Consider the following 21,634-nt stretch of genomic DNA (forward strand, 5'->3'; position numbering starts at 1 on the left):
TTTTCGTATTTTGATCGGCAAATTACGAAACGAGCGCGCTACAGACGTGTCACAGGTCATAAAAAGGCGCGCCCCTTGCGTGTCACCGTGACGCAGCATCCCGGCCGTGTCACATAGCTACAACCCCTGCAGCGTGCCCTCAATGAGGACGGTCTATGTCGTAGACATGTGCCCGTAATGTGTGTCTGTGTCTCTCCCTTAAAAGGTTTGGGTCGAAATGCCGCAAAATTACGAAACATCCCCGAAATGTGACGTGTCTGTGCAGGTCACAGCGTTATCGCGTGTTTCGTAATTTGGTTTTCCGATTTTCGTAGTTCTACGAAACCGCAGGTAGAGCGTTTCGTAATTTTTTCGTATTTTGATCGGCAAATTACGAAACGAGGTCAAAACTACGAAACGAGCACACTATAGACGTGTCACAAGTCACAAAAAGGCGCGCCCCTTGCGTGTCACCATGCCGCCACACAACAGCTGCCCCACCACAACACCCCAGCCGTGCCACGTGGCGTGTAGAAACGTGCTCGGTTCGATTCGTAAAGATTAGGTCGCAGGCTATTGTGCGCGACGCATAAGTTCCGTACGATGGCCCCCAGACCGTATGTGGCGTTTTAATTCGTTTTTGGTTTAGCCAGCCGCATACGGGGGATAACCCCGAGGATAATTCATAAAGAGACAGCCTCTCGACCGTGATAGGCGCGGTTCCTCCGACGAGATAGACCGGTCGGCAACGGCATTGCCAACCACAAAAGCGGTCAGGTAGGGAGTAAGCGCTCCCGTAAAGCGATGGGACGGCAGACCACCGTTCTAGCGAGTTGAGCACGGCACTCCAAGCCGCCTGAATAGCAAGCCGGTAAAGCACCCCGCTCCGGGACAGATCAATCTGCCCAGGAGCGTTTTTCTATGTCCGAAAAGGACACGACTACCGCCGTCGCGCCACGCTTTTACACGCTGCAGGAACTCGCCGATCTCGGCGTCGGCTCCGAGTCCACGTTGCGAAAAGCTATTAAAGAGGGCCGTCTTTCATTCCACCGTTTCGGCACCGCCTATCGGATTCGCCAAGACGATCTCGACGCCTACCTCGCGGCCGCACGCCGCCCTGCCCCGCAGCTATTCGACGGCTTCGTCGATGCCGTCGTGAATGCAGCGCCCCAACTGACAGATGAGCAGCGCCAGCAGCTCGTCACGGTGCTGGGCGGTGTGAAGCACTAATGCGGACAAACCCGCCTACGACGAGATCCCGCCGCTTAGCTCAGCTAGTCAGGCTGGGTCTTGAACTGAGTGCGAGGGCTGATGGGTGATGGCCGTGCTACTACACACGCGCGCTCCACCGTCGTGCCCCGAGTCCAAATAAACAGTTCATTCAACCAAGGAGAACAAACCATGTCTTTCAGAGACGATTACGCAGCAGCGCTGCGCGATGAGCAGCAAGCAAAAGATACCGTGAACGAGGCGCGCCGTGCACACAAAGCGACAAAGGAGCGCCTTGCGCAGTTGCGCAAGTATGCCGAAGAGTTCGAGGTGAATCTCGACGGTGACAAGTCCGCCAGCACCGAAGGGGACGGTGACAAGTCCGCCAGCACCGAAGGGGACAGCGATACACCTGAGAACGGTGACGGCGACACGCCTGAGAGCACCGAGGGCAGTAAGCCGAAGCGGCATCTAGAAGTTGTACCCGACTAACCCTTTAGCCGTACACGCAATCACCTCATGTGTGTACGGCCACGCGGCGTGACGACGTACAGCCGTCACGTTTGATGTCGCCACACACCCCGCTCGCAAGGGCGGGGTTTTCGCGTGTGTGCGGGTGGCTGCGGCACCGCTACACGTGACACTGTCACGATGCTTGCGCCGGTATCGGCGACGGGGCATATACACGTCTGCCCCGTCGCCTGGATCATCCGCCACATGGCTGGCGGTATGTCGCGCTGCTGTCATGCGCGGTTTTGGCCGGCATAGTCTTGTATGGATGTGAAATATGCCGAAGACGGGGCCGTGGGCGCAGCAAAGACAGCAGCGTGGACAGAGCAGATTTCAGCAGCTGTGCTGCTGAAGTTGTGACCGCGACGGCAAGTGATATGCGGCGGACGCCGCATGATGCCGCGTCGTGAGATACGCCAATATCCATTACGGCACGCTTGCCGTGATGGAGCGTTTCGTGATGACCCAAACACGACACATCGATGCTGGCATATCCGAATGTATATCGACAAGATATATCGGATTGCCGGCAGTGTCGTGATGCGGAGCATGGGTCATCACACAAGGTGCAGCGCCAGCTGCACTATTGGGCATCTTGACCGGAGCGCAGCGGAGGGAAAGGTAGACCCAGCCAGACCGAGCGAGCGAGGTCTGAGTCTGGGGCTATGAGGGGCGGCGCGTCAGCGCCGGGCACCGGGTTATGCGAGCGCCAGCGAGCAGTAATACCCGGTGCAGTGCCTCGGCTATGCCGAGCGCCGGAGCGCAGCGGAGGCGTCGCACCCCCTTATGCCCTTTTCCCCCTTCTACCCCTATAACGACAAACATATAGGGGTTTTGACACAGAAGGGGGCTGCGACCTGCGTGTTTCGGGTCTTTACGTGGTCTTCGACCCTTACCCGAAACGGCCCGTTGATGCGCGAAGCGCACATGGTGCCTACGCAAAACCTGCAGGTCGCCACGCTGTGCGCACCACATACGGCGTCAGTCGTTGTATGTCGGTCTTAAAGTAAGGGCCGATGACGGGTGGAAACGCCGCTTGCGGCGTCTTCCCGCGTCATCGAGACACCTGCAGCGAGCCTGCGAGCGCAAGGTGTCTAACCGAACGGCAAGACCGACATCGTTGACGTGGTGCGCGCAGCTCTACCCTGCACCGTGACACCGCCGTCAGGCGGTCATTGCAGGGTGGTGAAAATCCCGCAGCGAGCCATCCGCCGCAAGGCGGTGTTGATGCTGCTGCGGGGGTCAACGACACGGGTCCGAGTAACACACTCCATATCGGCCCGTGCCACAAGCACAGTATCGGTGCAGACGTATCACGCTCGCGGCGGCTATATGCGCGCAAGCGCATGTGATGAGCACCGCCAGCGACGTGTGTTTCGCGAGCGCCCGCTCGCAGCAGATCCAGCAGCAGCTGTTGATGTAAATGTGTAGCGCCGCGACTCGATAAGGCTGCCCTGTGGCAGCGGCTGTGCGGCCCTGTGGCGGCCTCACACGCCTCGGATGGACGGAGTGCGCGTGCAGAAGAACAGTTTCGAGACGTCGCTGTTCGTCGTGTATCTGCCGAAGTCGATGTGCAAGGAGATCCCCGACTACTACACCAGTGAGGTGGACGGGCGCGAAGTGAAACGTCCGCGCTATGTCGCCCGCGACTACGAAGAAGCAAAGAAGTACCCCGAAGAGTCAATGCGTTGGCTCGCCGAGAACTTCATTCCCGGCGGTATCGACACAGTCGCCGGCGGGGACATGAACTTCGACGAATCGACGCCACACATCCAGTTTCAGGCGGACACCCTCTCCCCTCATCCGGACAAGCCCGGTACGCTGCGTTGCCGCCCTGGCATCGCGTACAACACAGGCCCCACGGTGCGGTACAAAGACGGCCCGAAGAAGGGCAAGCAGATATCGGGCCAACAGAAGTTCATCGATGCACAGCGAGAGCTTCGTGAACACATGCACTCGTTGGGTTATCTGGTCGAGCCGGAAGTCTCTGAACGACACGACGAGTCGCTGAACCTCGACCGCTACACCGAGCAGCAAGACCGAGAGCGGGATCTCAAGAACCGCGAAGGTGAAGTGGAAGTCAAGAAGCGCTCCGTGCAGCGCGACATGAACGCGATCGAGTGTGATCGCGAGCAGGCAGCAAAAGAACTCAAGCAGGCCCAAGAAGCCAACGAGAAAGCGCAAAGTGTGCTGCAGCACGCCGAAGAACAGGCCCGCGCTGTTGCTGAGCGCGTACTTCGTGAATCACGCGAGAAAGCCGAGCAGGACGCCGAACAGACCATGGGCCTTGCCGAAGCGCAAGCAGACGAGCTGCTCGAACGAGCCGAAGAGACTGCACGGGCCAAGGCGAGCGCGATTACAGCCACGGCCCGCAGCGAAGCGGAGTCGATAACTCGCAAGGCCGACGAGGCCCATAAGCAGGCTGAGCGCGACGCCGAGACGATCTGCAGTGAAGCACGAGGTGAGGCTGCAAGCATCCGCGACGAGGCCACGCGCGACGCTACATCGATGCGTGAGGATGCCCGCGAGGACGCTGATCAGATCCGCCGCAACGCGCACGCGGATGCCGAAGATGAAGCCGCCATCATCATCGAAGAAGCGGTGAAGTCAGGACAGCAGTTGGAGCATCTGGACAAGAAGTTCCTGGTGCAAGAACTGCACGGCAGCCCGGAGTTGCTTGAGCGCTTTACACAGTTCAAGGAGTCGCAGACCTCAAGCAAGCACAGTGACGCGCGCCGACGTGCACAGGAGCGTATCGAGAAGCGCCGCCGCCATCAGCAACAGCAGCGTGACCGTGATGGCGGTGATTAGTTGTAGCACTGCTCTCCCCCGCCCTGTACGGCCCTGTAGCGGCCTAGCAGGGTGTCGCCAGGGTCAGTGTCCAGAGATAGCGCTAAAACCGCTCTAATTCAGCGAGAATCGAAGAAATCTGGGCCACGCTGAGCGGAGTGTCACTACGTTGTGCAACGAATTGGCCTGTTGAGTGGCGGAGATATTGCGCAGCACGTCGGCCGGGACAATGGCGCGTGTGCTGCGCAGAAGAGATGTCCGTAGAAGGGCCGACAGAATGTCGTTGTCATTCTGTTGCGTAGTAAAGGTGTCAATAGGAGGGCCTGACCCCCGGAAAGTGGACACGTCGGGGGTTATCTATGCTGCTTGGGTCAGTGTAGCTGATGTGAGTGCTTCGAAGTCATCGGGGGCTAGAAGGTTGCACCAGGAGTGTCGTCTGCGCGTGTTGTAGCGCATGCTCATAGGCATCGATGATGGCCGCATCGGTGAGGCGTTGTCCAGCAGCACGGAGCCGGTGTCCGGTCTTTAAAGCATGGCGGAACGCCGTTTCATCACGGGCCGCGCACCCTTGACTAATCCAAAGGACACGGACGCCGTCGATCAGTTCTGGGTCATATTGATCAAGTCCTGCGCCTATTTCGTTTTCAACATCTTCTGCAAGAGCTTTGAAGGCTTGGGCTTCTTCTCGACGAGCCTTCACTGCATTGATGAGTTCACGACCAGAGCTAAATTGCTGACGCATGTTTTTACCGTACTGAGGGTGTCCAGCCATCTCACGCACCTGCCTTAGAAAGTCCTGGAGGCGAATGACGCGATCGTGTTGGTGATACCAGCGATATGCCTCTACTGACTTACCAGTATAAAAAGGACTACGACTAAAACGGTGCGCAAAGTGCGGGTCATGTGCGAGAAGAGCGCCTAACTCCTGGCTCGTAGCTTTTAGCAGCTCCATATTGCTGGAATGCTTATTTTTGCCGGTATACACCGGGTCAATCAGCCAAATAAACTGAGCTTTACCACTTAGCGGATTAATCCCGGCCCATGCTGGCCCAATGCCTCGCTGGACAAGGGCGAAGATAACGCTTTTAACATAAGCATTGAGATGAACTGGATGGCCTCCAGATTCTCCGGGCTGGTCAACATCAATAACCATAACCGCAGAATATTGCTTATTCGTCAGCATGACGTATTCACATCGACCGAGTTTCTCCGAATCAGTGCGATAAAGTCTCGGAACGCTGCGCTTCTTACCGGTTTCTTCATCTACCACGACACGGTAAGCACTTTGAAAGTCACGGCTGATAGAACCGTGTAGCGCATCACGCCCAAGATGCTGGAGAAGTTTTTCCCGGTCAAGCTGACTTGCCGGAGTATCATCTAGACCTGCGCAATCCTGGCGCACTCTAGATGGCGTACCAACACGCGCACCGGTCAAAGTGCCCGGAGAGGAATCATTAGATAGAATCATGCACATGCTTTCCCCCAGCTACTACTGGGTGATAAGCGAAGGTCACTTGGTTGCCGCCGAGTGGCCTTCTTTCGTCTTTAGTATCTCTCAACTGTAAAACACATGACTGTCATTTTGTGCGAGACACACATAAAGATATGTTTTACCTGCAGTAACAGTGTTTGAAATATATTGCAACAAATGCTAAAACCGCAGAGTATCCTGCATAGATACAAGACATCGACTATGGATCATAGGGGTTAGCGGTACTCATGTGTACTGCCGTCCAAATCAAAGGCTTGGTTGTCACCGAGGCAACCAGGACTACTCCAAGCACCACAGCCTCCAGGACTACAGATAACCAAAGAGCCTTTAAAGAGAAACCACATAGATAAACCCCAGTACTTTCTTCCTCACTGCCAATGCTCACTGGAGTGAACAATCCCTTGTGACTTTTGTCGAAGCTCCGCACAATGGTTATAGGCTGCTTCCCCCCGAACGGCCACTATGTATAAGTTCTAGCCCTGCCTCTCGCCCCTCAGGCAGGGCTAGAACTCGTTAATGATTTCTGAGTCAATCGAATACGAACACTTCAGAGTACTAAGAGTGCAACTCCTACGGTAATCATCCGTTCTCGCCACGTAACTACTAGATGAGGGCACCCCTACCGGTAATCACTAATACAGGGTGCCTATCGTGATGATTACTTTGACTGCTGCTCGTCCTTGGCGGCGACAATCATGTGCGCTAGCACCTCCAGGAACTTATTGAGGTTGCCTGGATCTGCCGTGATGGTTTCGAAGACTTCCTGAGACTCCCGGGCCGCCTGCACGAGTGCGCCGAACCCTTTGTTTTTAAAAGCGTCAGTGCCAGCAACCTGTGAGGGGTTATTTTTCCTGACTAATGCCTGCACAGGGGCTGCTAACTGTCTCCGGCGTAACTGAGCACTCCAGCTGGGATTCGTCTGTTCCACTCACCAATCTCGAACGCCTGCGAATCCAGTTGACATGGCCGGCTTCGTACCATGAGCACCAGCGACTGATCGGTGTTTGGTGGTGTCCGGCCCGTACCGGTCGTCACTGCCTTCGCCGACGTGGCAAGGAAGTCCACGGTTCTCATTAGACCGGGACCACTACTCTCCGACGCGCAGCGACACCGTCCAGCGGGTCGCCCCGCAGCATCGTTTCGCCACGAGGCGCATGTCGGACGCTCCAGCCATCGTCTGCAGCACGCGTGCGATGTGGCTCATACGACCACCCCCTTCTTGCGGAATACCTGCCAGGGGTATACTGTTGACTTGTACAGGTACCCGGTAGGGGTACTACAGAGACACAAGGAGGATACATAATGGCTTCGAACAATTACCAGGTGACGGGCATGACCTGCGGGCACTGCGAGATGTCGGTCCGCGAGGAAGTCGGTGAGATCCCCGGCGTCCAGGACATCCAGGTCAGCGCGCAGACCGGCAAGCTTAACGTCACCGCCGAGGGCGAGATTGACGATGCCAAGGTCCTCGCGGCGGTCGAGGAGGCCGGCTACTCGGCGGTGCGTGTCTGATGAAGGCCGGAGGACGGCTTGCGCTCTACGGGGCCGGGCTGGTGGTGGCGTTCGGCGGGGCCTTCGGCCTTGCCGGCGCCGTCATTCCTGACAGCTTCGTAGCAGCATGGGCAGAAGGAAGTGACGTGAACACACACGGTGAAGGACACGGCGGCGCTGCGCAAGAAACTGCGGAGCCCACTCTGAACGGGGTCTCCGCAAGCGCGGACGGCTTCGTACTTTCCCCAGTCCAGGCTCCCACGGCTGCAGGCGAGGATGGAGACCTGAGTTTCCAGATCCTCGACGAGTCCGGCGAAGCGGTGACCGAGTACACTACCGCGCACGAGAAGGACCTGCATCTGATCGCCGTTCGCACCGATGGTACTGGTTTCCAGCACGTGCACCCCGAGCTTGACACGAGCACAGGCACTTGGTCGGTGCCGTGGACCTGGGACGAGGCGGGCACCTACCGCGTGTACGCCGACTTCACACCCGAGGGCGAGGGAGCCGAAGGGATCACCCTGACTCGCGCCGTCGAGGTGGCGGGCGACTTCGCCCCTGTTGAGACCGAGTCACAGACCACCGACGAGGTCGACGGATACACCGTCTCCCTGAATGGCGACCTTACCGCCGGCACCTCAAGCGAGCTCACCATCTCGGTCGAGCGCGACGGTCAGCCGGTGACCACGCTGGAGCCCTACCTGGGCGCGTTTGGCCACCTGGTGGCGCTGCGCGAAGGCGACCTCGCCTACTTGCACGTCCACGCCGAGGGCGACGAGCCCCAGGCCAGGGACACGGCCGGACCCGAGATCGGATTCGCAGCGGAGGCCCCGACCGCCGACCGTTACCTGCTCTACCTGGACTTCCAGGTCGATGGGCAGGTGCACACCGCCGAGTTCGTGATCGACGCCGAGCATGGTGACGGCTCGCAGACAGACGATTCGCATACCGGCGGCCACTGATCCGCAGGGCCTGGCGTCGCACGAGAGATGAAGAGAGAAGGAAGAGGATGAGTACATTAGCGCCCCCCATCGGTGGGCCGGACATCGAGCTGGAGATCGGCGGGATGACCTGCGCCTCCTGTGCGAACCGGATCGAGAAGAAGCTGAACAAGCTCGAGGGCGTCGCGGCCACGGTCAACTACGCCACCGAGAAGGCCAAGGTCACCGTGCCTGCCGGCTACGATCCGGGCCTGCTGGTCGCCGAGGTCGAGAAGACCGGCTACACGGCTGCGCTGCCCAAGCCCAAGGGCACCACGGCGAACACGTCGGAGACCGAGGCCGGGGAGGAGGAAGACACTGAGCTCACCTCGCTGCGCCATCGGCTAGTCGGCGCCATTGTGCTCACGGTTCCCGTGATCGCCATGGCCATGATCCCCGCACTGCAGTTCGTATATTGGCAGTGGGCCTCACTCGCGCTTGCCGCCCCGGTGATCATCTGGGCAGCCTGGCCGTTCCATAAGGCCGCATGGACGAACCTCAAGCACGGTACCGCGACGATGGACACACTCATCTCGATGGGCACCTCGGTCGCACTGCTGTGGTCCGTCTACGCACTATTCTTCGGAACCGCTGGCACACCCGGGATGACGCACCCGTTCGAGTTCACGATCGCTCCCTCGGATGGCGCGGCGAACATCTATCTCGAAGTTGGCGCGGGCGTGACGATGTTCATCCTCGCCGGCCGCTACTTCGAGAAGCGCTCCAAACGCCAGGCCGGGGCCGCGCTGCGCGCCCTCCTGGAGCTCGGCGCGAAGGAAGTCGCCGTGCTCCGCGACGGCGTTGAGGTGAAGATCCCCACCTCTGACCTCCAGGTCGGCGACGAGTTCATCGTTCGTCCGGGTGAGAAGATCGCCACCGACGGCATCGTGGTCTCCGGCTCCTCCGCGGTGGACGCCTCCATGCTCACCGGCGAGTCCGTACCGGTCGAGGTCCGCGAGGGCGACTCGGTCACCGGTGCCACCGTCAACGCGGGCGGCCGCCTTGTCGTGCGGGCGACCCGTGTCGGTTCGGACACGCAGCTTGCGCAGATGGCGAAGCTCGTCGAGGATGCGCAGACTGGCAAGGCCGAGGTGCAGCGTCTGGCTGACACGATCTCCGGCGTGTTCGTGCCGATCGTCATCGTCGTCGCGTTCATCACCCTCGGCGCCTGGCTGGGAGCCGGATTCCCCGTCGCCGCCGCGTTCACCGCAGCGGTCGCCGTGCTCGTTATCGCCTGCCCCTGCGCGCTGGGACTCGCGACTCCGACCGCGCTGCTGGTCGGCACCGGCCGCGGGGCGCAGATGGGCATCCTCATCAAGGGCCCAGAGGTGCTGGAGTCCACCCGCAAGGTCGATACCGTCGTGCTCGACAAGACCGGTACCGTCACCAGCGGCAAGATGACCCTGACAGATGTGATCACCGAATCCGGTGTGGACCGTGCCGAGCTGCTGCGCTTCGCGGGTGCGTTGGAGGACTCCTCGGAGCACCCGATCGCGCAGGCGATCGCCAAGGGCGCCACCCAGGAAGTCGGCCAGTTGCCCACGCCCGAGGACTTCGCCAATGTTGAAGGCAAGGGCGTGCAGGGCATCGTCGAGGGCACCCCGGTCGTCGTCGGACGCGAGTCGCTGCTGGCCGACTGGTCACAGAAGCTCTCTCCGGAGGTCGCACGGGCGAAGGCTCAAGCTGAGGGTGAAGGCAAGACGGTCGTCGCGATCGGCTGGGACGGTGCTGCGCGCGGCATCCTCGTCGTCGCCGACACCGTCAAGCCCACGAGCGCGGAGGCGATCCGCGGGCTCAAGGAGATCGGCCTGACCCCGGTGCTGCTCACCGGTGACAATGAGGCCGTGGCCCGCCAGATCGCCGCCGAGGTCGGCATCGAGGAGGTCATCGCCGAGGTGCTGCCCAAGGACAAGGTCGACGTCGTCACCCGTCTCCAGGGCGAGGGCAAGATCGTCGCGATGGTCGGCGACGGCGTCAACGACGCCCCCGCGCTCGCGCAGGCCGATCTGGGCCTGGCGATGGGCACCGGCACGGACGTCGCGATCGAGGCCTCCGACATCACCCTGGTCCGCGGCGACCTGCGGGCCGCGGTCGACGCGATCCGTCTGTCTCGGAAGACACTTTCGACGATCAAGACCAACCTGTTCTGGGCATTCGCCTATAACACCGCCGCGATCCCAGTCGCAGCGCTGGGCATGCTCAACCCCATGCTCGCAGGCGCGGCGATGGCGTTCTCCAGCGTCTTCGTCGTCGGCAACAGCCTCCGCCTGCGCGGGTTCAAGAGCGTCGCCACGAAGTGACGAACGAGAACCCACCCATCCATACCAATCCGATACAGAACCCACCCATCCATACGAATCCGATACAGAAGGAACACCAGAAAATGAGCAACTGCTGTAGCACGAACGAGACTAACCCCGCCGCCGAGAACGGTGGACGCGAGAACCTGCTCGGCGGGGGCGCCGATGACATGACCACCTGCCCGGTCATGGTCGGCACCCCGGTCAGCAAGAAGACCGCCGAGGCCGCCGGCCTCTACCGCGACTTCAAGGGCGAGCGCTACTACTTCTGCTGCGCCGGCTGCGGCCCCGCATTTGATTCGGACCCCGCCAAATACGCCGCCAACATGGCGTAATCCACCAGCGTGCCGGGGTGCCGCGGCACCGCTGCGGCACCCCGGCACCTGATCGGAGCGAACCGACATGACCACCCCGACCTCAATGACCGAACCTCACATCGACACCTGCCCGGCGGGAGGCGACGGCGATCCGTCCGTCCACGGATACATCAGCGACAAGGCGACGTACCGCAATCGCCTGCGGCGCCTCGAAGGCCAAATCCGCGGCATCGATCGGATGATCGATGAGGACCGCTACTGCATCGACATCTTCACCCAGATCTCCGCAGCCACCAGGGCACTCGAAAACGTCGCCCTCGGACTGCTCGACGATCACCTCAAGCATTGCGTCCTCGACGCCGCCCTCGCCGGTGGACCAGTCAGCGAGCAGAGGCTCGGCGAGGCATCCGAGGCCATCGCCCGTCTCGTTCGCTCCTGACGCCCGCACACCAAATCGATCACGACCTGCAGCCCAGGAGTTTCCCTATGACCACACAACACGTCCTCATCCTCGGTTCAGGAGCAGCCGGAGCCGCAGCCGCCCGCACTCTCGCCACACGTGACGACGTCCGGGTGACGATGGTGACCCGCACCGGGGAGACGCCTTACACGCGAATGCTCATCAAAGGAATCGCGTTCGGCCCGACCCCGCCGGAGATGATCAAGCTCCCGCTACCTCAGATTGAGGTCATCGCCGACACCGTGCTCGATGTCGATACTACGGCGAAGCGGGTCCAACTGACCTCCGGCGCGCAGGTCTCCTACGACGCGCTCATTGTCGCGACAGGGAGCGTGCCCCGCTCTCTGCCCGCGGGTGTACTCGAAGGCGACGACGTCGGACAAGGCCGGGTCACTGCTCTGCACTCCTTGGAAGATGCCATGGGTATCCGCGATCTGCTGACCAGCCTGGCACGGCCGGCGCGAGTGACGATCTATGGCGGCGGAATCATCGCAGCCGAGACCGCTTCGTCGCTGCAAGCCGACGGACACATGGTCATGCTGGTCTCTCGCAGTTCTGTTCCCGGCATCGGAGCGTTTGGGGCGCCGGTGGCTGAGCGCCTCGCCGCTGACCATGCCGCCAAGGTGCAGACTCGATTCGGTCGCACTCTCCAGCATGTCGACGAAACAGAATCCGGTGTTGCCATCACCCTCGACGACGATCAACGCATCGTGGCCGACTTACTCCTCGTTGCGCTCGGCACGACGCCCGCAGCCCCGTCGCCGTGGACGAACGGCATCGACGTCGATGATCGCCTCCGTGCCGCAGCAGACCACGTCTACGCCGCCGGAGGTGTAGCTACGCATCACGACGAAGCACTGGGCGTCTGGCGCATCGACCATTGGGAAGACGCCGCCGCGCAGGGCACGCACGCCGCACAGGCCGCACTGCACGACCTCGACATCAGCGACGATCCGGGCACCTACCTGCCGCGCAGCCCCTACATGGCGCTGGTCTACGGTCAGATGATCTCCGGAGTCGGGTACACCGCTGGTGCAGACGCCCAGGTGGAAGCCGGCGAGGAGTTCATCGTGCGCCACGAGACCGACGGCACCGTCGTCGGCGTCACCGGCATCGACGCGGTCGGCACCGTCTACCAGTGGGGTCAGCAGCTCCACGGCCTGCAGGCATAGACGATGGCGGGCGACTATACGAGGCAGATCCCGCGGCGGGGTTTCGCGCTCGCGATGGCAGCGACCATTCTCATGATGGCGGCTGCCAGCGCGCCGTCGTTGTTCTACCCCCAGATCGCAGAACAGCTCGGACTCGTCCCCGTCGCCACCACACTCGTATTCGCGGTCTACACCTTCACCCTCCTGGCCGCGCTGCTCTACCTCGGACCGCTCTCCGATCACATCGGCCGACGTCCGGTCGTAACCGCCGGTTCCCTGGCGCTGGCACTCAGCCTGGCCATGTTCTGGTTCGCCGACAGCCTCGCGACACTCCTGGTCGCCCGCGCTCTGCAAGGACTCGCAGCGGGTCTGCTCATCCCGGCCCTGTCGGCGATGATGATCGACTTCGAGCCGCCGTCGCATCCGAACATCGCAGCCCTGTGGAACACGATCGGGCCGATGATCGGTCTCGGGACCGGGGCACTCGGTGCTGCGCTGCTCCTCGATCTCACCCCCGAACCGACAACTGCGGTCTTCGGCCCGCTCGTGCTCGCCTTCCTCACCGTGGCAGCGACGGTGTGGAGCACACCGGAACTGGTCCCCAAGACCCGGATACGACGTGGCGACCTCCGCCCGCGGTTTATGGTGCCACTGCACCTGCGCCGCATGTTCACCGCCGGTGTGCCCGCGATTATCGCCGGGTGGGCGACCAACGGACTCTTCCTCGCGCTCGGAGCCGGCCTCGTCGGCAGTGAGCTCGGGGGCTCCACGCACACCCACGCGGGCATCGTCATCTTCGCACTGGCGATCTCCGGAATCACCGCCTCGTCCGTCCTGCAGCGGCGTTCCGCCCGCACCATCAGCCTGTATGCGACCAGCGCCCTGGCATTCGGCACCGCAGCGAGCATCGTCGCCCTCGCACTCGGTTCCTACCCGGCCTACGTCGTGTCGGTCGCGATCGTCGGTTCCGGGTTCGGCACAGCGTTCCTCGGGGTGCTGCGCACACTCATGCCCCACACGGCATCGTCGGAACGCGCCGCCGTGATGGCTGTGATCTACACGGTCGCCTACCTGGCATTCGGCGTGCCCACCATCGTCGCCGGGTTGCTCGTGCCGGTACTCACCCTGTCAGGAACGATGACAGTCCTCGGTGCGATCATCATCGCCCTCAGCCTTGCAGCCACCGTCCTACGCCTGCGCATTCCTTAGCCGGCCGCAGATCCGGCAGAGACTGACGACTTCTCCGAACTCCCCACCGACTCTCGCCGCCGAACCGCACCCGACCAAGAAGAGCAGCCATGACCTATGCGATCGCGCTTCCCTGCGCGGACGTCAAGGACCGCGCCTGCATCGACGAATGTCCTGTCGACTGCATCTACGAGGGCGAACGCTCGCTCTACATCCATCCCGACGAATGCGTTGACTGCGGAGCCTGCGAACCGGTTTGTCCCGTCGAGGCCATCTACTACGAAGACGACCTGCCCGACGAATGGTCTGACTACTACAAGGCCAACGTCGAGTTCTTCGACGAATTTGGTTCTCCCGGTGGAGCCGCGAAGATCGGACCGGCGGGCTTCGACCATCCCCTCATCGCCGCATTGCCCATCCAACATGAGCAGTCCCTCTGAGAAGGACAATTCGATCGATTCACGCCGGTACAACGCGCAATCCTTGACTAGTACCCCTGGGGGGTATAGGGTAGGTGTCATGATGAAAGGAGCTGACATGCAGAGGAGACTGCGAGCAGGGCTGGCAGCAGGAGTGCTCGGAGTGACACTCGTGCTCGCCGGTTGCAGCAGCGGAGCAGACGAAGACCAGCAGACCGACCCTTCGGCTACTGAGGAGCAGGGCCACGGCGGCGACAATGCAGAAAGCGGAGATGAGGAAATGGATCACTCGATGGAGCACCCGATGGACGGCGGACCGGCACCCGAGGGTATCGCCGAAGCCAGTGACCCCACATACCCGGTCGGCACAGAGGTACAGCTCACGGCCGACCACATGGAAGGCATGGACGGTGCGACAGCGACGATCTCCGGCGCATTCGACACGTACACGTACTCCGTGAACTACACTAACGCAGGTGGCGGCGACCCCGTCACGGACCACAAGTGGGTCGTGCAGGAAGAAATCGAGGATGCCGGCGACGAGCGCCTGACCGATGGCACAGCGGTGACGCTGCTCGCCAAGCACATGGAGGGCATGGAGGGCGCGAGGGCCACCATCGCTTCGTCCACCGATGAGACGGTCTACATGGTCGACTACGAGACGGACGGCATGAAGATGACGAACCACAAGTGGGTCGTCGAGAGCGAGATCCAACCAGCGCCCTGAGCCGACGTTCGCTTGCCCGGCGACCGGGTGAGCGGCATGGCTCGATGACGAAGGAGAAGAACGATGACGGACCCGAACTCACACCAGCACCACGGTCACGGAACCGATGCACCCGCTCACGGCGAGCATCACCACGGGTCTGTGTCCGCGCACGCCTCGGCGGAGGCGCACGGCACGCACGAGGGCCAGCACACTGGACACCAGGGCCACGCCATGAACCACGGGCAGCACTCAGACCACACGGGCCTCGATGAGAACGGTGTCCACGGAGATCACAGCGGCCATGGCGGCCACGGAGATCACAGCGGCCATGGCGGCCACGGGGACCACGTTGGCCAGTTCCGCCGGCTGTTTTGGATCAACCTCGTCATCGCCATCCCCGCGGTCACCCTCTCGCCGATGTTCTCCATGCTGCTGGGCTACGAGGTCCCCGGCTGGGCGGGCTGGGTCGCCGCGGTACTGGGCACCGTCATGTACGTCTGGGGCGGCAGGCCCTTCCTCACCGGCGCCGTCAGCGAGTTGAAGTCCCGCAAGCCCGGGATGATGCTGCTCATCGCTCTGGCGATCACGGTGGCCTTCTTCGCCTCCTGGGCCGCGACCCTCGGGCTTGTCCATCACGAGCTGGAGTTCTGGTGGGAGCTGGCGCTGCTGATCGTGATCATGCTGCTGGGCCACTGGATCGAGATGCGCTCCCTGGCCCAGACCACCTCGGCGCTCGACTCGTTGGCTGCACTGCTGCCCGACGAGGCCGAGCGCGTCGAGGGCGAGAACGTCGTTAAGGTGGCCCCAGCCGACCTCGTTGTGGGTGACGTCGTGATCGTGCGCCCCGGCGGCAGCGTTCCGGCCGACGGCACCATCGTCGACGGCCGCGCCGACATGGACGAGTCCATGATCACCGGCGAGTCCCGCCCGGTCTCTCGGGGCGAGGGCGAGACAGCTACCGCCGGCACCGTCGCCACCGACTCCGGCCTGCGGGTGAAAATCACCGCCACCGGCGACGACACCGCCCTGGCCGGGATCAACCGGCTCGTCACCGAGGCCCAGAACTCCTCCTCCCGCGCCCAGCGGATCGCCGACAAGGCCGCGGCCTGGCTGTTCTGGTTCGCTCTCGGCGCGGCGCTGGTCACCGCTGTCGTCTGGACGCTCATCGGCATGCCCGACGAGGCCGTGGTCCGTACCATCACCGTACTCGTCATCGCCTGCCCCCACGCCCTCGGCCTGGCGATCCCGCTCGTGGTCTCCATCGCCACCGAGCGCGCCGCCCGCGGCGGCGTGCTGGTCAAGGACCGCCTCGCCCTGGAGTCGATGCGGCAGGTCGACGCAGTGCTCTTCGACAAGACCGGCACACTGACCAAGGGCGAGCCCACCGTCACCGGCGTCGAACCGACCGGCGACCTCGACGCCGACCAGGTCCTCGCCCTCGCGGCCTCGGCCGAGGCCGACAGCGAGCACCCGCTCGCCAAGGCCATCGTCGCCGCCGCCAAGGACAAGGGCCTCGCCCTTCAGCAGGCCAGCGGCTTCTCATCCTCGCCCGCCGTCGGAGTCACCGCGACTGTCGCCGGCCAGGAGGTCCGCGTCGGCGGCCCCCGGCTGCTTGAGGAGACCGGCCAGCACGAGGTCGGCACAGCCGAGGAATGGCGTTCTGAGGGCGCGATCATCCTGCACGTCCTCCGCGACGGCCAGGTGGTCGGCGGCCTCAAGCTCGCCGACGAGATCCGCCCCGAATCCCGCAACGCCGTCGACGCCCTCCACGCCCTGAGCGTCGAGGTCGTCATGATCACCGGCGACGCCGAGGCCGTGGCGAACGAGGTCGGACGGGAGCTCGGCATCGACCGCGTCTTCGCCGGCGTCCGCCCCGAGGACAAGTCCGCCAAGGTCGCCCAACTGCAGCACGAGGGCAAGAAGGTCGCCATGGTCGGCGACGGCGTCAACGACGCCCCGGCACTGGCCCAGGCCGACGTCGGCATCGCGATCGGCGCCGGCACCGATGTCGCCATCGCCTCGGCCGGGGTGATCCTGGCCAGCTCCGACCCCCGGTCGGTGCTCTCCATCATCCAGCTCTCACGACGCGCATACGGTAAGATGAAGCAGAACCTGTGGTGGGCCGCCGGATACAACCTCATCTCCGTGCCGCTTGCGGCCGGCATCCTGGCACCGGTGGGATTCGTCCTGCCAATGTCGATCGGCGCGATCCTGATGTCGGCCTCCACCGTGGTCGTCGCGCTCAACGCCCAACTCCTGCGGCGCATCGACCTCACACCCGAAGCCAGCACGCGTTCCGTCCTGGAACGCCAGAAGTAAGGACATGCCCATGTCTGTCGACACCGATTCTCATCAGCACGGATACATCAACGACAAGGAGCGCTACCTCGGCCGTATGAAGCGCATTGAGGGTCAAGCCCGAGGGATCGCGAAGATGATCGATGAAGAGAAATACTGCATCGACATCCTCACCCAGGTATCCGCCCTGACCCGCGCCCTCCAGGGGGTCGCGACCGGTCTACTCGACGATCATCTCAAGCACTGTGTGCTCGACGCAGCGAAGCTCAGCGACGAGGCGGCCGTCGAGAAGATACAGGAAGCCACCGACGCCATCAACCGACTCGTCCGCTCCTAATCCCGGACCCCGAGGCCGCGTTCCAGGACACGGCGGGAAGCCCTCACGACGCCCTCCACGCCTGATCCTCACCGACACGCCGTCCGCCCGCGATGCGCCCACTTTCGCTCAACGGGCCAGGCGAGCCGGCGCCCACGGCGTGCGCTTGCAGGCCGCGGCCGGGCTGCTGCGCATGAGTGCGGTGTACCAACGCCCCGTGGTCCGCTCGACCGCACCCCTACGATCCTCGTCCTTCGCACGCTCCATTCCGACCCCGAGCTGCAGTGCGACGTCACCGTCGAAACCCTGACCGCGACCGTCGACCCCCTGTCCCTCGAACTGCCGGAGACCTCGCTGGCACCCGCTTGGACCAGCGTCGAACCCCCACAACACGGGTGGAGATACATTGCGGACGTGTCCAGTCTGACGCTGATGCGTAGCGTCCGTGCCGGCATCGAGGCCGTGGCCCAAGCACTTCCCGACAAACCCGGCGACGATGTCGCCCGCAAGATCCGGGGCATGGTCTGGGGCACCCCGGACACAGCCCTCGCGTCGCTGCCACAAGGCGTCGCGTTCGCCGCCTACGTCTTCGGGTTCCTCAGCTCCGAAGGAGAGGCCGCGATCTCCACCGCCGGCCGCTGGACGCGGTTGACCCTTCCGACTGGACACGTACTCCTGCGCGGACCCGTCGTCTCTGGCCTCACCTCAATCCGCCGCACCCGGCCACGCGTCTCCGAGTCCTTCAAACCAATCGGATAATACTTGATACCCCATAGGGGTAAAGGGTAGGATTGGTGACTATGAGAGAGGCTGAACACGCGCACGCCACGTATGACACACCGCACCTGGATGCGGCCGGGATCGTGAGTCGGCAGCAACGCGAGTCCGGCGACTTCTACCTATTGACCGGTGTACATGCCGGGCATCAGCAGCAGGAACGCATCCCTGCGGGTTCAACCTCGAACTCGCGACCAAACTGACTAAGGAGGCATTATGCCCCGTTTTTCCCGATTGACCCCTGAGACCGCAGTGGGGAGCTCACGAGACTTGCTCGGCGATCTCGTCGAGCGGCACGGCGAGGTCGGAGACATGGTCTCGACGATGGCGCATTCCCCGGCGGTGCTCGGCGGTTATCTCCAGCTGAGCAAAGCCATGCGTCGCGCCAAGCTCGACCGCAAGGTCAGCGAGCTCGTTTCGATCGCCGTGCAGTCGCAGCAAGGATGCGGAATGTGCCTGGCCTCGCACATCAGCGCGGCACGATCACTCGGGGTCAGCGATAACGAGATCGCACTCGCCCAGCAGGGTACGGCGATGACCGGCCCGGTCGCGGCGATGATCGCGCTCGGCCTCCAGGTCTACCGTGAGCCTGCGTCGATCACCGACGAGCAGATCGACGAGCTTCGGGGGTTCGGGTACAGCGACCGTGAGATCTCTGATGTCGTCGGGGTCGTGTCGCTGAACATTCTCACCGGCGCCTTCAACCTGGTTGCCGGCCTCACGCCGGGCGACTGATCTTGCCGGCGACTTGGCGCCTTGGCCGAGAGGATAGGCAGCGGTCTGCAAAACCTTGTACACGGGTTCGAGTCCCGTAGGCACCTCCACTTTCCGCCGAATCCAATAAGGCACGCGTCGCAGGAAGCGGGCAGTCCACCCTCGGGCGCGCCGGAACCTCTGAGCTTCATTTCGCATCGAGCGACAGATCACACTCGACAATATCGTCATAGAGCGATATAATCGCTATATGACTATGAATCAACAAGAGGGGGCAACCCTCGACGAGGTGGCGACAGCAGCGTACGCCCACCTGTTCCAGGCATTTGCAGAACCGACGAGGTTGGCGATCGTGCAGCACCTCGCCTCGGGCGAGCACCGGGTCCGCGATCTGGTCGAGCACATGGGCCTGGCCCAGTCCACGGTAAGCAAACATGTCGGCTTTCTCGTTGAGTGCGGCCTGGCGACGATGCGCCCGGAAGGGCGCTCCACCTGGTACTCGCTGACACAGCCCGAACTCCTGCGTACCCTCGTCGCCGCTGCCGAATGCCTCCTCGATGCCACCGGCACGCAGGCCCTGCTCTGCACGCACCTGCGACTCCCACATACCCACCACGCGACAGATACGGAGAAGAAGTAGACATGGGCGCAGGACACAATCACGGCCCCGCAGCCAGCGAGACCGGGCACCCTGGAGATTTCCGCAAGAAACTCTGGATCGCATTCTCGATCACCGCGACGATCGTCGTCGCCCAGGCCATCGGCTCGGTCATCACCGGCAGCCTCGCACTGCTAACCGACACCGCCCATGCCATCACCGATGCCGTCGGCCTACTGGTCGCACTGATCGCCGGGACGCTGATGCTCAAGCCCGCCAACTCCAAGCGCACCTGGGGGTTCCGACGTATCGAGGTGATCGCAGCCCTCGGACAGTCGGCACTGCTGCTGGTGGTGGGCACGTACGCCGCCATCGAAGGAATCCGGCGACTGTTCGAGCCGCCGGAGGTGCCCGCAAGCGAACTGCTGATCTTCGGCATCATCGGCCTGGTCGCGAACATCATCGCCATCACCATCCTCGCCTCCAGCCGCGGTTCGAACTTCAACATGCGTGCCGCGTTCCTCGAAGTCCTCAACGACGCCCTCGGCTCACTCGGAGTGATCATCGCGGCGATCGTGATCTCCACGACCGGGTTCATGCAGGCCGACGCCATCGCCGGACTGTTCATCGCCACCCTGATCGTGCCTCGCGCGTTCAAGCTGATGCGCGAGACCACCGGCGTCCTCATGGAGTTCACTCCTAAGGGCCTCGACCTCGACAAAGTCCGCTCACACATCCTCGAACTCGACCACGTCCAGGATGTTCATGATCTGCACGCCTCCACTGTGGCGACCGGCCTACCGACCCTGACCGCCCACGTCGTCGTCGACGACGAATGCTTCACCGACGGTCATGCCGCCCAGATGCTCCAAGAGATCAAAGACTGCGTCGCAGGACACTTCGAGGTCTCCGTCCATCACGCAACCTTCCAGATCGAGACCGAGCACATTGCCGAACATGAACCGGAAGTCAGCAAGCACGACTGAACGCAGCGCCCCCTCCCGGGCTCGTACCGGGCGGGGCGCTTCCGCATCACACAGGTAGGCACTACCCCTATGGGGTACTATGGCCAATTGGCACCACGGGCAGGCACGAGAAGGAATCCCATGAAAAACCTCAGGTCATTGCCGAAGTACGGCGGGAAGAAAACCGCTGCAACCACCGTCGTGATCGGCGCTTTCCTGCTCACCGGATGCGCGGCCGCCAACGACTCACCCTCAGCCACCTCGGCCAGCGGAGCCGAGATTCTTGTCGAGAATGGTCTCGAAGGCCTCGACGTGCGGGAGCTGGTCGAAACGCTCGATGCGATCCCGCTGGACGATCGCACGGAGACCTTGACCACGTCGATCACTGCGGAGATGGTCACGCTCACTGATCAGCACGAGCACGCGACAGAGGTGCGGTTGCCCAGTGACGAGATCTACGTATCCGTTGCCCCGTATCGGTCGCAGACCCATGATTGCTGGTGCTGTTGCAAACTCGCGTTTTCGACGAAAACGGCGGATCCGGTACCAGCGTTGCGCTGCACACTAACAAGTAGTTAGTTATCTGGAATTCCTGTTTGCAACAGCACCAAAAAATAACCCCGCAGGTTTCCCTGCGGGGTGTCGTTGTTAGAACGGTGCTTCGTCGTTGTCGGCGTCAGCGCCAGCCAGGGCGGCGTTCGCCGCCTCGCCTCCGCGACGGGCTGCGCGCGCAGCGGACTCTTTCTTGGAGTCGATCAGCTGCACGGTGTCGATACGGGCGACCAGCGGGTAGTGCTTCACACCGTCCTTGTCGGTGTAGACGTCGGTTTTCAGCGAGTAGCTCACCGCGACGCGATCGCCGGAGCCGATGCAGCCGAACACGCCGGGGTTCTTGGCGTCCTGGACGTAGCCGGTCAGCTCCACGATCTCGCTTTCCACCTTGCCGGTGGCCTTGTTCTTGAAGGTGTTGC

The 21,634-nt window shown here is 62.6% G+C and carries 23 protein-coding genes, 1 tRNA gene and 1 pseudogene; 21 read left to right on the top strand and 4 right to left on the bottom strand.

Going from position 1 to position 21,634, the window contains the following annotated elements:
- Positions 1 to 900 precede the first annotated feature (900 nt).
- The 3 genes from HMPREF3170_RS06125 to HMPREF3170_RS06135 all read left to right on the top strand — a co-directional run bounded on the left by HMPREF3170_RS06125 (position 901) and on the right by HMPREF3170_RS06135 (position 4,509).
- On the top strand, positions 901 to 1,209 hold the full coding sequence (locus HMPREF3170_RS06125; RefSeq protein ID WP_024058948.1) for a helix-turn-helix domain-containing protein: 309 nt from the start codon (positions 901 to 903) through the stop codon (positions 1,207 to 1,209).
- A 171-nt stretch (positions 1,210 to 1,380) separates the two neighbouring features.
- Positions 1,381 to 1,680, top strand: a complete 300-nt coding sequence (locus HMPREF3170_RS06130) for a hypothetical protein (RefSeq protein WP_024058949.1) — start codon at positions 1,381 to 1,383, stop codon at positions 1,678 to 1,680.
- Positions 1,681 to 3,213: 1,533 nt separating this feature from the next.
- Positions 3,214 to 4,509: a coiled-coil domain-containing protein gene (locus HMPREF3170_RS06135; protein WP_206395220.1), complete on the top strand. Its 1,296-nt coding sequence runs from the start codon at positions 3,214 to 3,216 to the stop codon at positions 4,507 to 4,509.
- 778 nt (positions 4,510 to 5,287) lie between these two features.
- Here the strand turns inward: HMPREF3170_RS06135 and HMPREF3170_RS12045 are convergent.
- Both HMPREF3170_RS12045 and HMPREF3170_RS12050 read right to left on the bottom strand, forming a co-directional pair.
- Positions 5,288 to 5,962: pseudogene (locus tag HMPREF3170_RS12045) on the bottom strand (replication initiation protein); the annotation flags it as partial.
- 676 nt (positions 5,963 to 6,638) lie between these two features.
- Positions 6,639 to 6,767, bottom strand: a complete 129-nt coding sequence (locus HMPREF3170_RS12050; protein WP_255510501.1) for a hypothetical protein — start codon at positions 6,765 to 6,767, stop codon at positions 6,639 to 6,641.
- A 515-nt stretch (positions 6,768 to 7,282) separates the two neighbouring features.
- Between HMPREF3170_RS12050 and HMPREF3170_RS06155 the strand changes: the two genes are divergently transcribed.
- The 11 genes from HMPREF3170_RS06155 to HMPREF3170_RS06205 all read left to right on the top strand — a co-directional run bounded on the left by HMPREF3170_RS06155 (position 7,283) and on the right by HMPREF3170_RS06205 (position 17,630).
- A complete protein-coding gene (locus HMPREF3170_RS06155) occupies positions 7,283 to 7,492 on the top strand; it encodes a heavy-metal-associated domain-containing protein (protein WP_070478508.1) in 210 nt (69 codons plus the stop codon).
- Positions 7,492 to 8,433 carry a hypothetical protein gene (locus tag HMPREF3170_RS06160; RefSeq protein WP_070478510.1) on the top strand — a complete coding sequence of 314 codons (942 nt, stop codon included), beginning with the start codon at positions 7,492 to 7,494 and terminating at the stop codon, positions 8,431 to 8,433. Before HMPREF3170_RS06155 ends, HMPREF3170_RS06160 begins: the two co-directional genes overlap by 1 nt.
- Before the next feature lie 47 nt (positions 8,434 to 8,480).
- On the top strand, positions 8,481 to 10,751 hold the full coding sequence (locus HMPREF3170_RS06165) for a heavy metal translocating P-type ATPase (protein ID WP_070478511.1): 2,271 nt from the start codon (positions 8,481 to 8,483) through the stop codon (positions 10,749 to 10,751).
- A gap of 83 nt (positions 10,752 to 10,834) precedes the next feature.
- Positions 10,835 to 11,086, top strand: coding sequence for a YHS domain-containing protein (locus HMPREF3170_RS06170; RefSeq protein ID WP_070478513.1), 252 nt, complete (start codon positions 10,835 to 10,837; stop codon positions 11,084 to 11,086).
- 85 nt (positions 11,087 to 11,171) lie between these two features.
- The gene (locus tag HMPREF3170_RS06175; protein WP_070478537.1) at positions 11,172 to 11,507 is read left to right on the top strand and encodes a metal-sensitive transcriptional regulator; all 336 of its coding nucleotides are present in this window, start codon (positions 11,172 to 11,174) and stop codon (positions 11,505 to 11,507) included.
- Positions 11,508 to 11,554: 47 nt separating this feature from the next.
- Entirely contained in the window at positions 11,555 to 12,700 is a 1,146-nt protein-coding gene (locus tag HMPREF3170_RS06180) for an FAD-dependent oxidoreductase (RefSeq protein ID WP_070478515.1), read from the top strand.
- 54 nt (positions 12,701 to 12,754) lie between these two features.
- The gene (locus tag HMPREF3170_RS06185; RefSeq protein WP_206395221.1) at positions 12,755 to 13,888 is read left to right on the top strand and encodes an MFS transporter; all 1,134 of its coding nucleotides are present in this window, start codon (positions 12,755 to 12,757) and stop codon (positions 13,886 to 13,888) included.
- An 89-nt stretch (positions 13,889 to 13,977) separates the two neighbouring features.
- On the top strand, positions 13,978 to 14,307 hold the full coding sequence (gene fdxA, locus HMPREF3170_RS06190) for a ferredoxin (RefSeq protein ID WP_070478519.1): 330 nt from the start codon (positions 13,978 to 13,980) through the stop codon (positions 14,305 to 14,307).
- Positions 14,308 to 14,386: 79 nt separating this feature from the next.
- On the top strand, positions 14,387 to 15,013 hold the full coding sequence (locus HMPREF3170_RS06195; RefSeq protein WP_370551584.1) for a YdhK family protein: 627 nt from the start codon (positions 14,387 to 14,389) through the stop codon (positions 15,011 to 15,013).
- A 213-nt stretch (positions 15,014 to 15,226) separates the two neighbouring features.
- The gene (locus tag HMPREF3170_RS06200; RefSeq protein ID WP_202032245.1) at positions 15,227 to 17,314 is read left to right on the top strand and encodes a heavy metal translocating P-type ATPase; all 2,088 of its coding nucleotides are present in this window, start codon (positions 15,227 to 15,229) and stop codon (positions 17,312 to 17,314) included.
- Between the two features lie 10 nt (positions 17,315 to 17,324).
- Positions 17,325 to 17,630: a metal-sensitive transcriptional regulator gene (locus HMPREF3170_RS06205; RefSeq protein WP_070478524.1), complete on the top strand. Its 306-nt coding sequence runs from the start codon at positions 17,325 to 17,327 to the stop codon at positions 17,628 to 17,630.
- A 108-nt stretch (positions 17,631 to 17,738) separates the two neighbouring features.
- On the opposite strand, the gene HMPREF3170_RS11320 is transcribed toward HMPREF3170_RS06205, so the two are convergent.
- Entirely contained in the window at positions 17,739 to 18,002 is a 264-nt protein-coding gene (locus HMPREF3170_RS11320; RefSeq protein ID WP_083290897.1) for a hypothetical protein, read from the bottom strand.
- Positions 18,003 to 18,023: 21 nt separating this feature from the next.
- Here HMPREF3170_RS11320 and HMPREF3170_RS11325 point away from each other — a divergent pair, with 21 nt between their 5' ends.
- The 7 genes from HMPREF3170_RS11325 (at position 18,024) to HMPREF3170_RS11730 (ending at position 21,242) form a co-directional block, all read left to right on the top strand.
- On the top strand, positions 18,024 to 18,368 hold the full coding sequence (locus tag HMPREF3170_RS11325; RefSeq protein ID WP_099299415.1) for a DUF8185 domain-containing protein: 345 nt from the start codon (positions 18,024 to 18,026) through the stop codon (positions 18,366 to 18,368).
- A gap of 41 nt (positions 18,369 to 18,409) precedes the next feature.
- Positions 18,410 to 18,589 (top strand): hypothetical protein, encoded by a 180-nt coding sequence (locus HMPREF3170_RS11565; RefSeq protein ID WP_099299416.1) that lies wholly within the window; start codon positions 18,410 to 18,412, stop codon positions 18,587 to 18,589.
- Between the two features lie 49 nt (positions 18,590 to 18,638).
- A complete protein-coding gene (locus HMPREF3170_RS06215) occupies positions 18,639 to 19,121 on the top strand; it encodes a carboxymuconolactone decarboxylase family protein (RefSeq protein WP_246814929.1) in 483 nt (160 codons plus the stop codon).
- Between the two features lie 15 nt (positions 19,122 to 19,136).
- Positions 19,137 to 19,210: transfer RNA gene (locus HMPREF3170_RS06220), tRNA-Cys, on the top strand.
- A 140-nt stretch (positions 19,211 to 19,350) separates the two neighbouring features.
- Entirely contained in the window at positions 19,351 to 19,740 is a 390-nt protein-coding gene (locus tag HMPREF3170_RS06225) for an ArsR/SmtB family transcription factor (RefSeq protein ID WP_070478528.1), read from the top strand.
- The gene (locus HMPREF3170_RS06230) at positions 19,647 to 20,684 is read left to right on the top strand and encodes a cation diffusion facilitator family transporter (protein WP_246814930.1); all 1,038 of its coding nucleotides are present in this window, start codon (positions 19,647 to 19,649) and stop codon (positions 20,682 to 20,684) included. Before HMPREF3170_RS06225 ends, HMPREF3170_RS06230 begins: the two co-directional genes overlap by 94 nt.
- 120 nt (positions 20,685 to 20,804) lie before the next feature.
- On the top strand, positions 20,805 to 21,242 hold the full coding sequence (locus tag HMPREF3170_RS11730; RefSeq protein ID WP_070478532.1) for a hypothetical protein: 438 nt from the start codon (positions 20,805 to 20,807) through the stop codon (positions 21,240 to 21,242).
- A gap of 69 nt (positions 21,243 to 21,311) precedes the next feature.
- Here the strand turns inward: HMPREF3170_RS11730 and HMPREF3170_RS06240 are convergent.
- A partial coding sequence (locus tag HMPREF3170_RS06240) for a single-stranded DNA-binding protein (RefSeq protein ID WP_070478534.1) occupies positions 21,312 to 21,634 on the bottom strand: 323 nt, incomplete at its 5' end.

Source organism: Corynebacterium sp. HMSC08D02 (genome assembly GCF_001807505.1).
Taxonomy (GTDB): Bacteria; Actinomycetota; Actinomycetes; order Mycobacteriales; family Mycobacteriaceae; genus Corynebacterium; species Corynebacterium pseudogenitalium.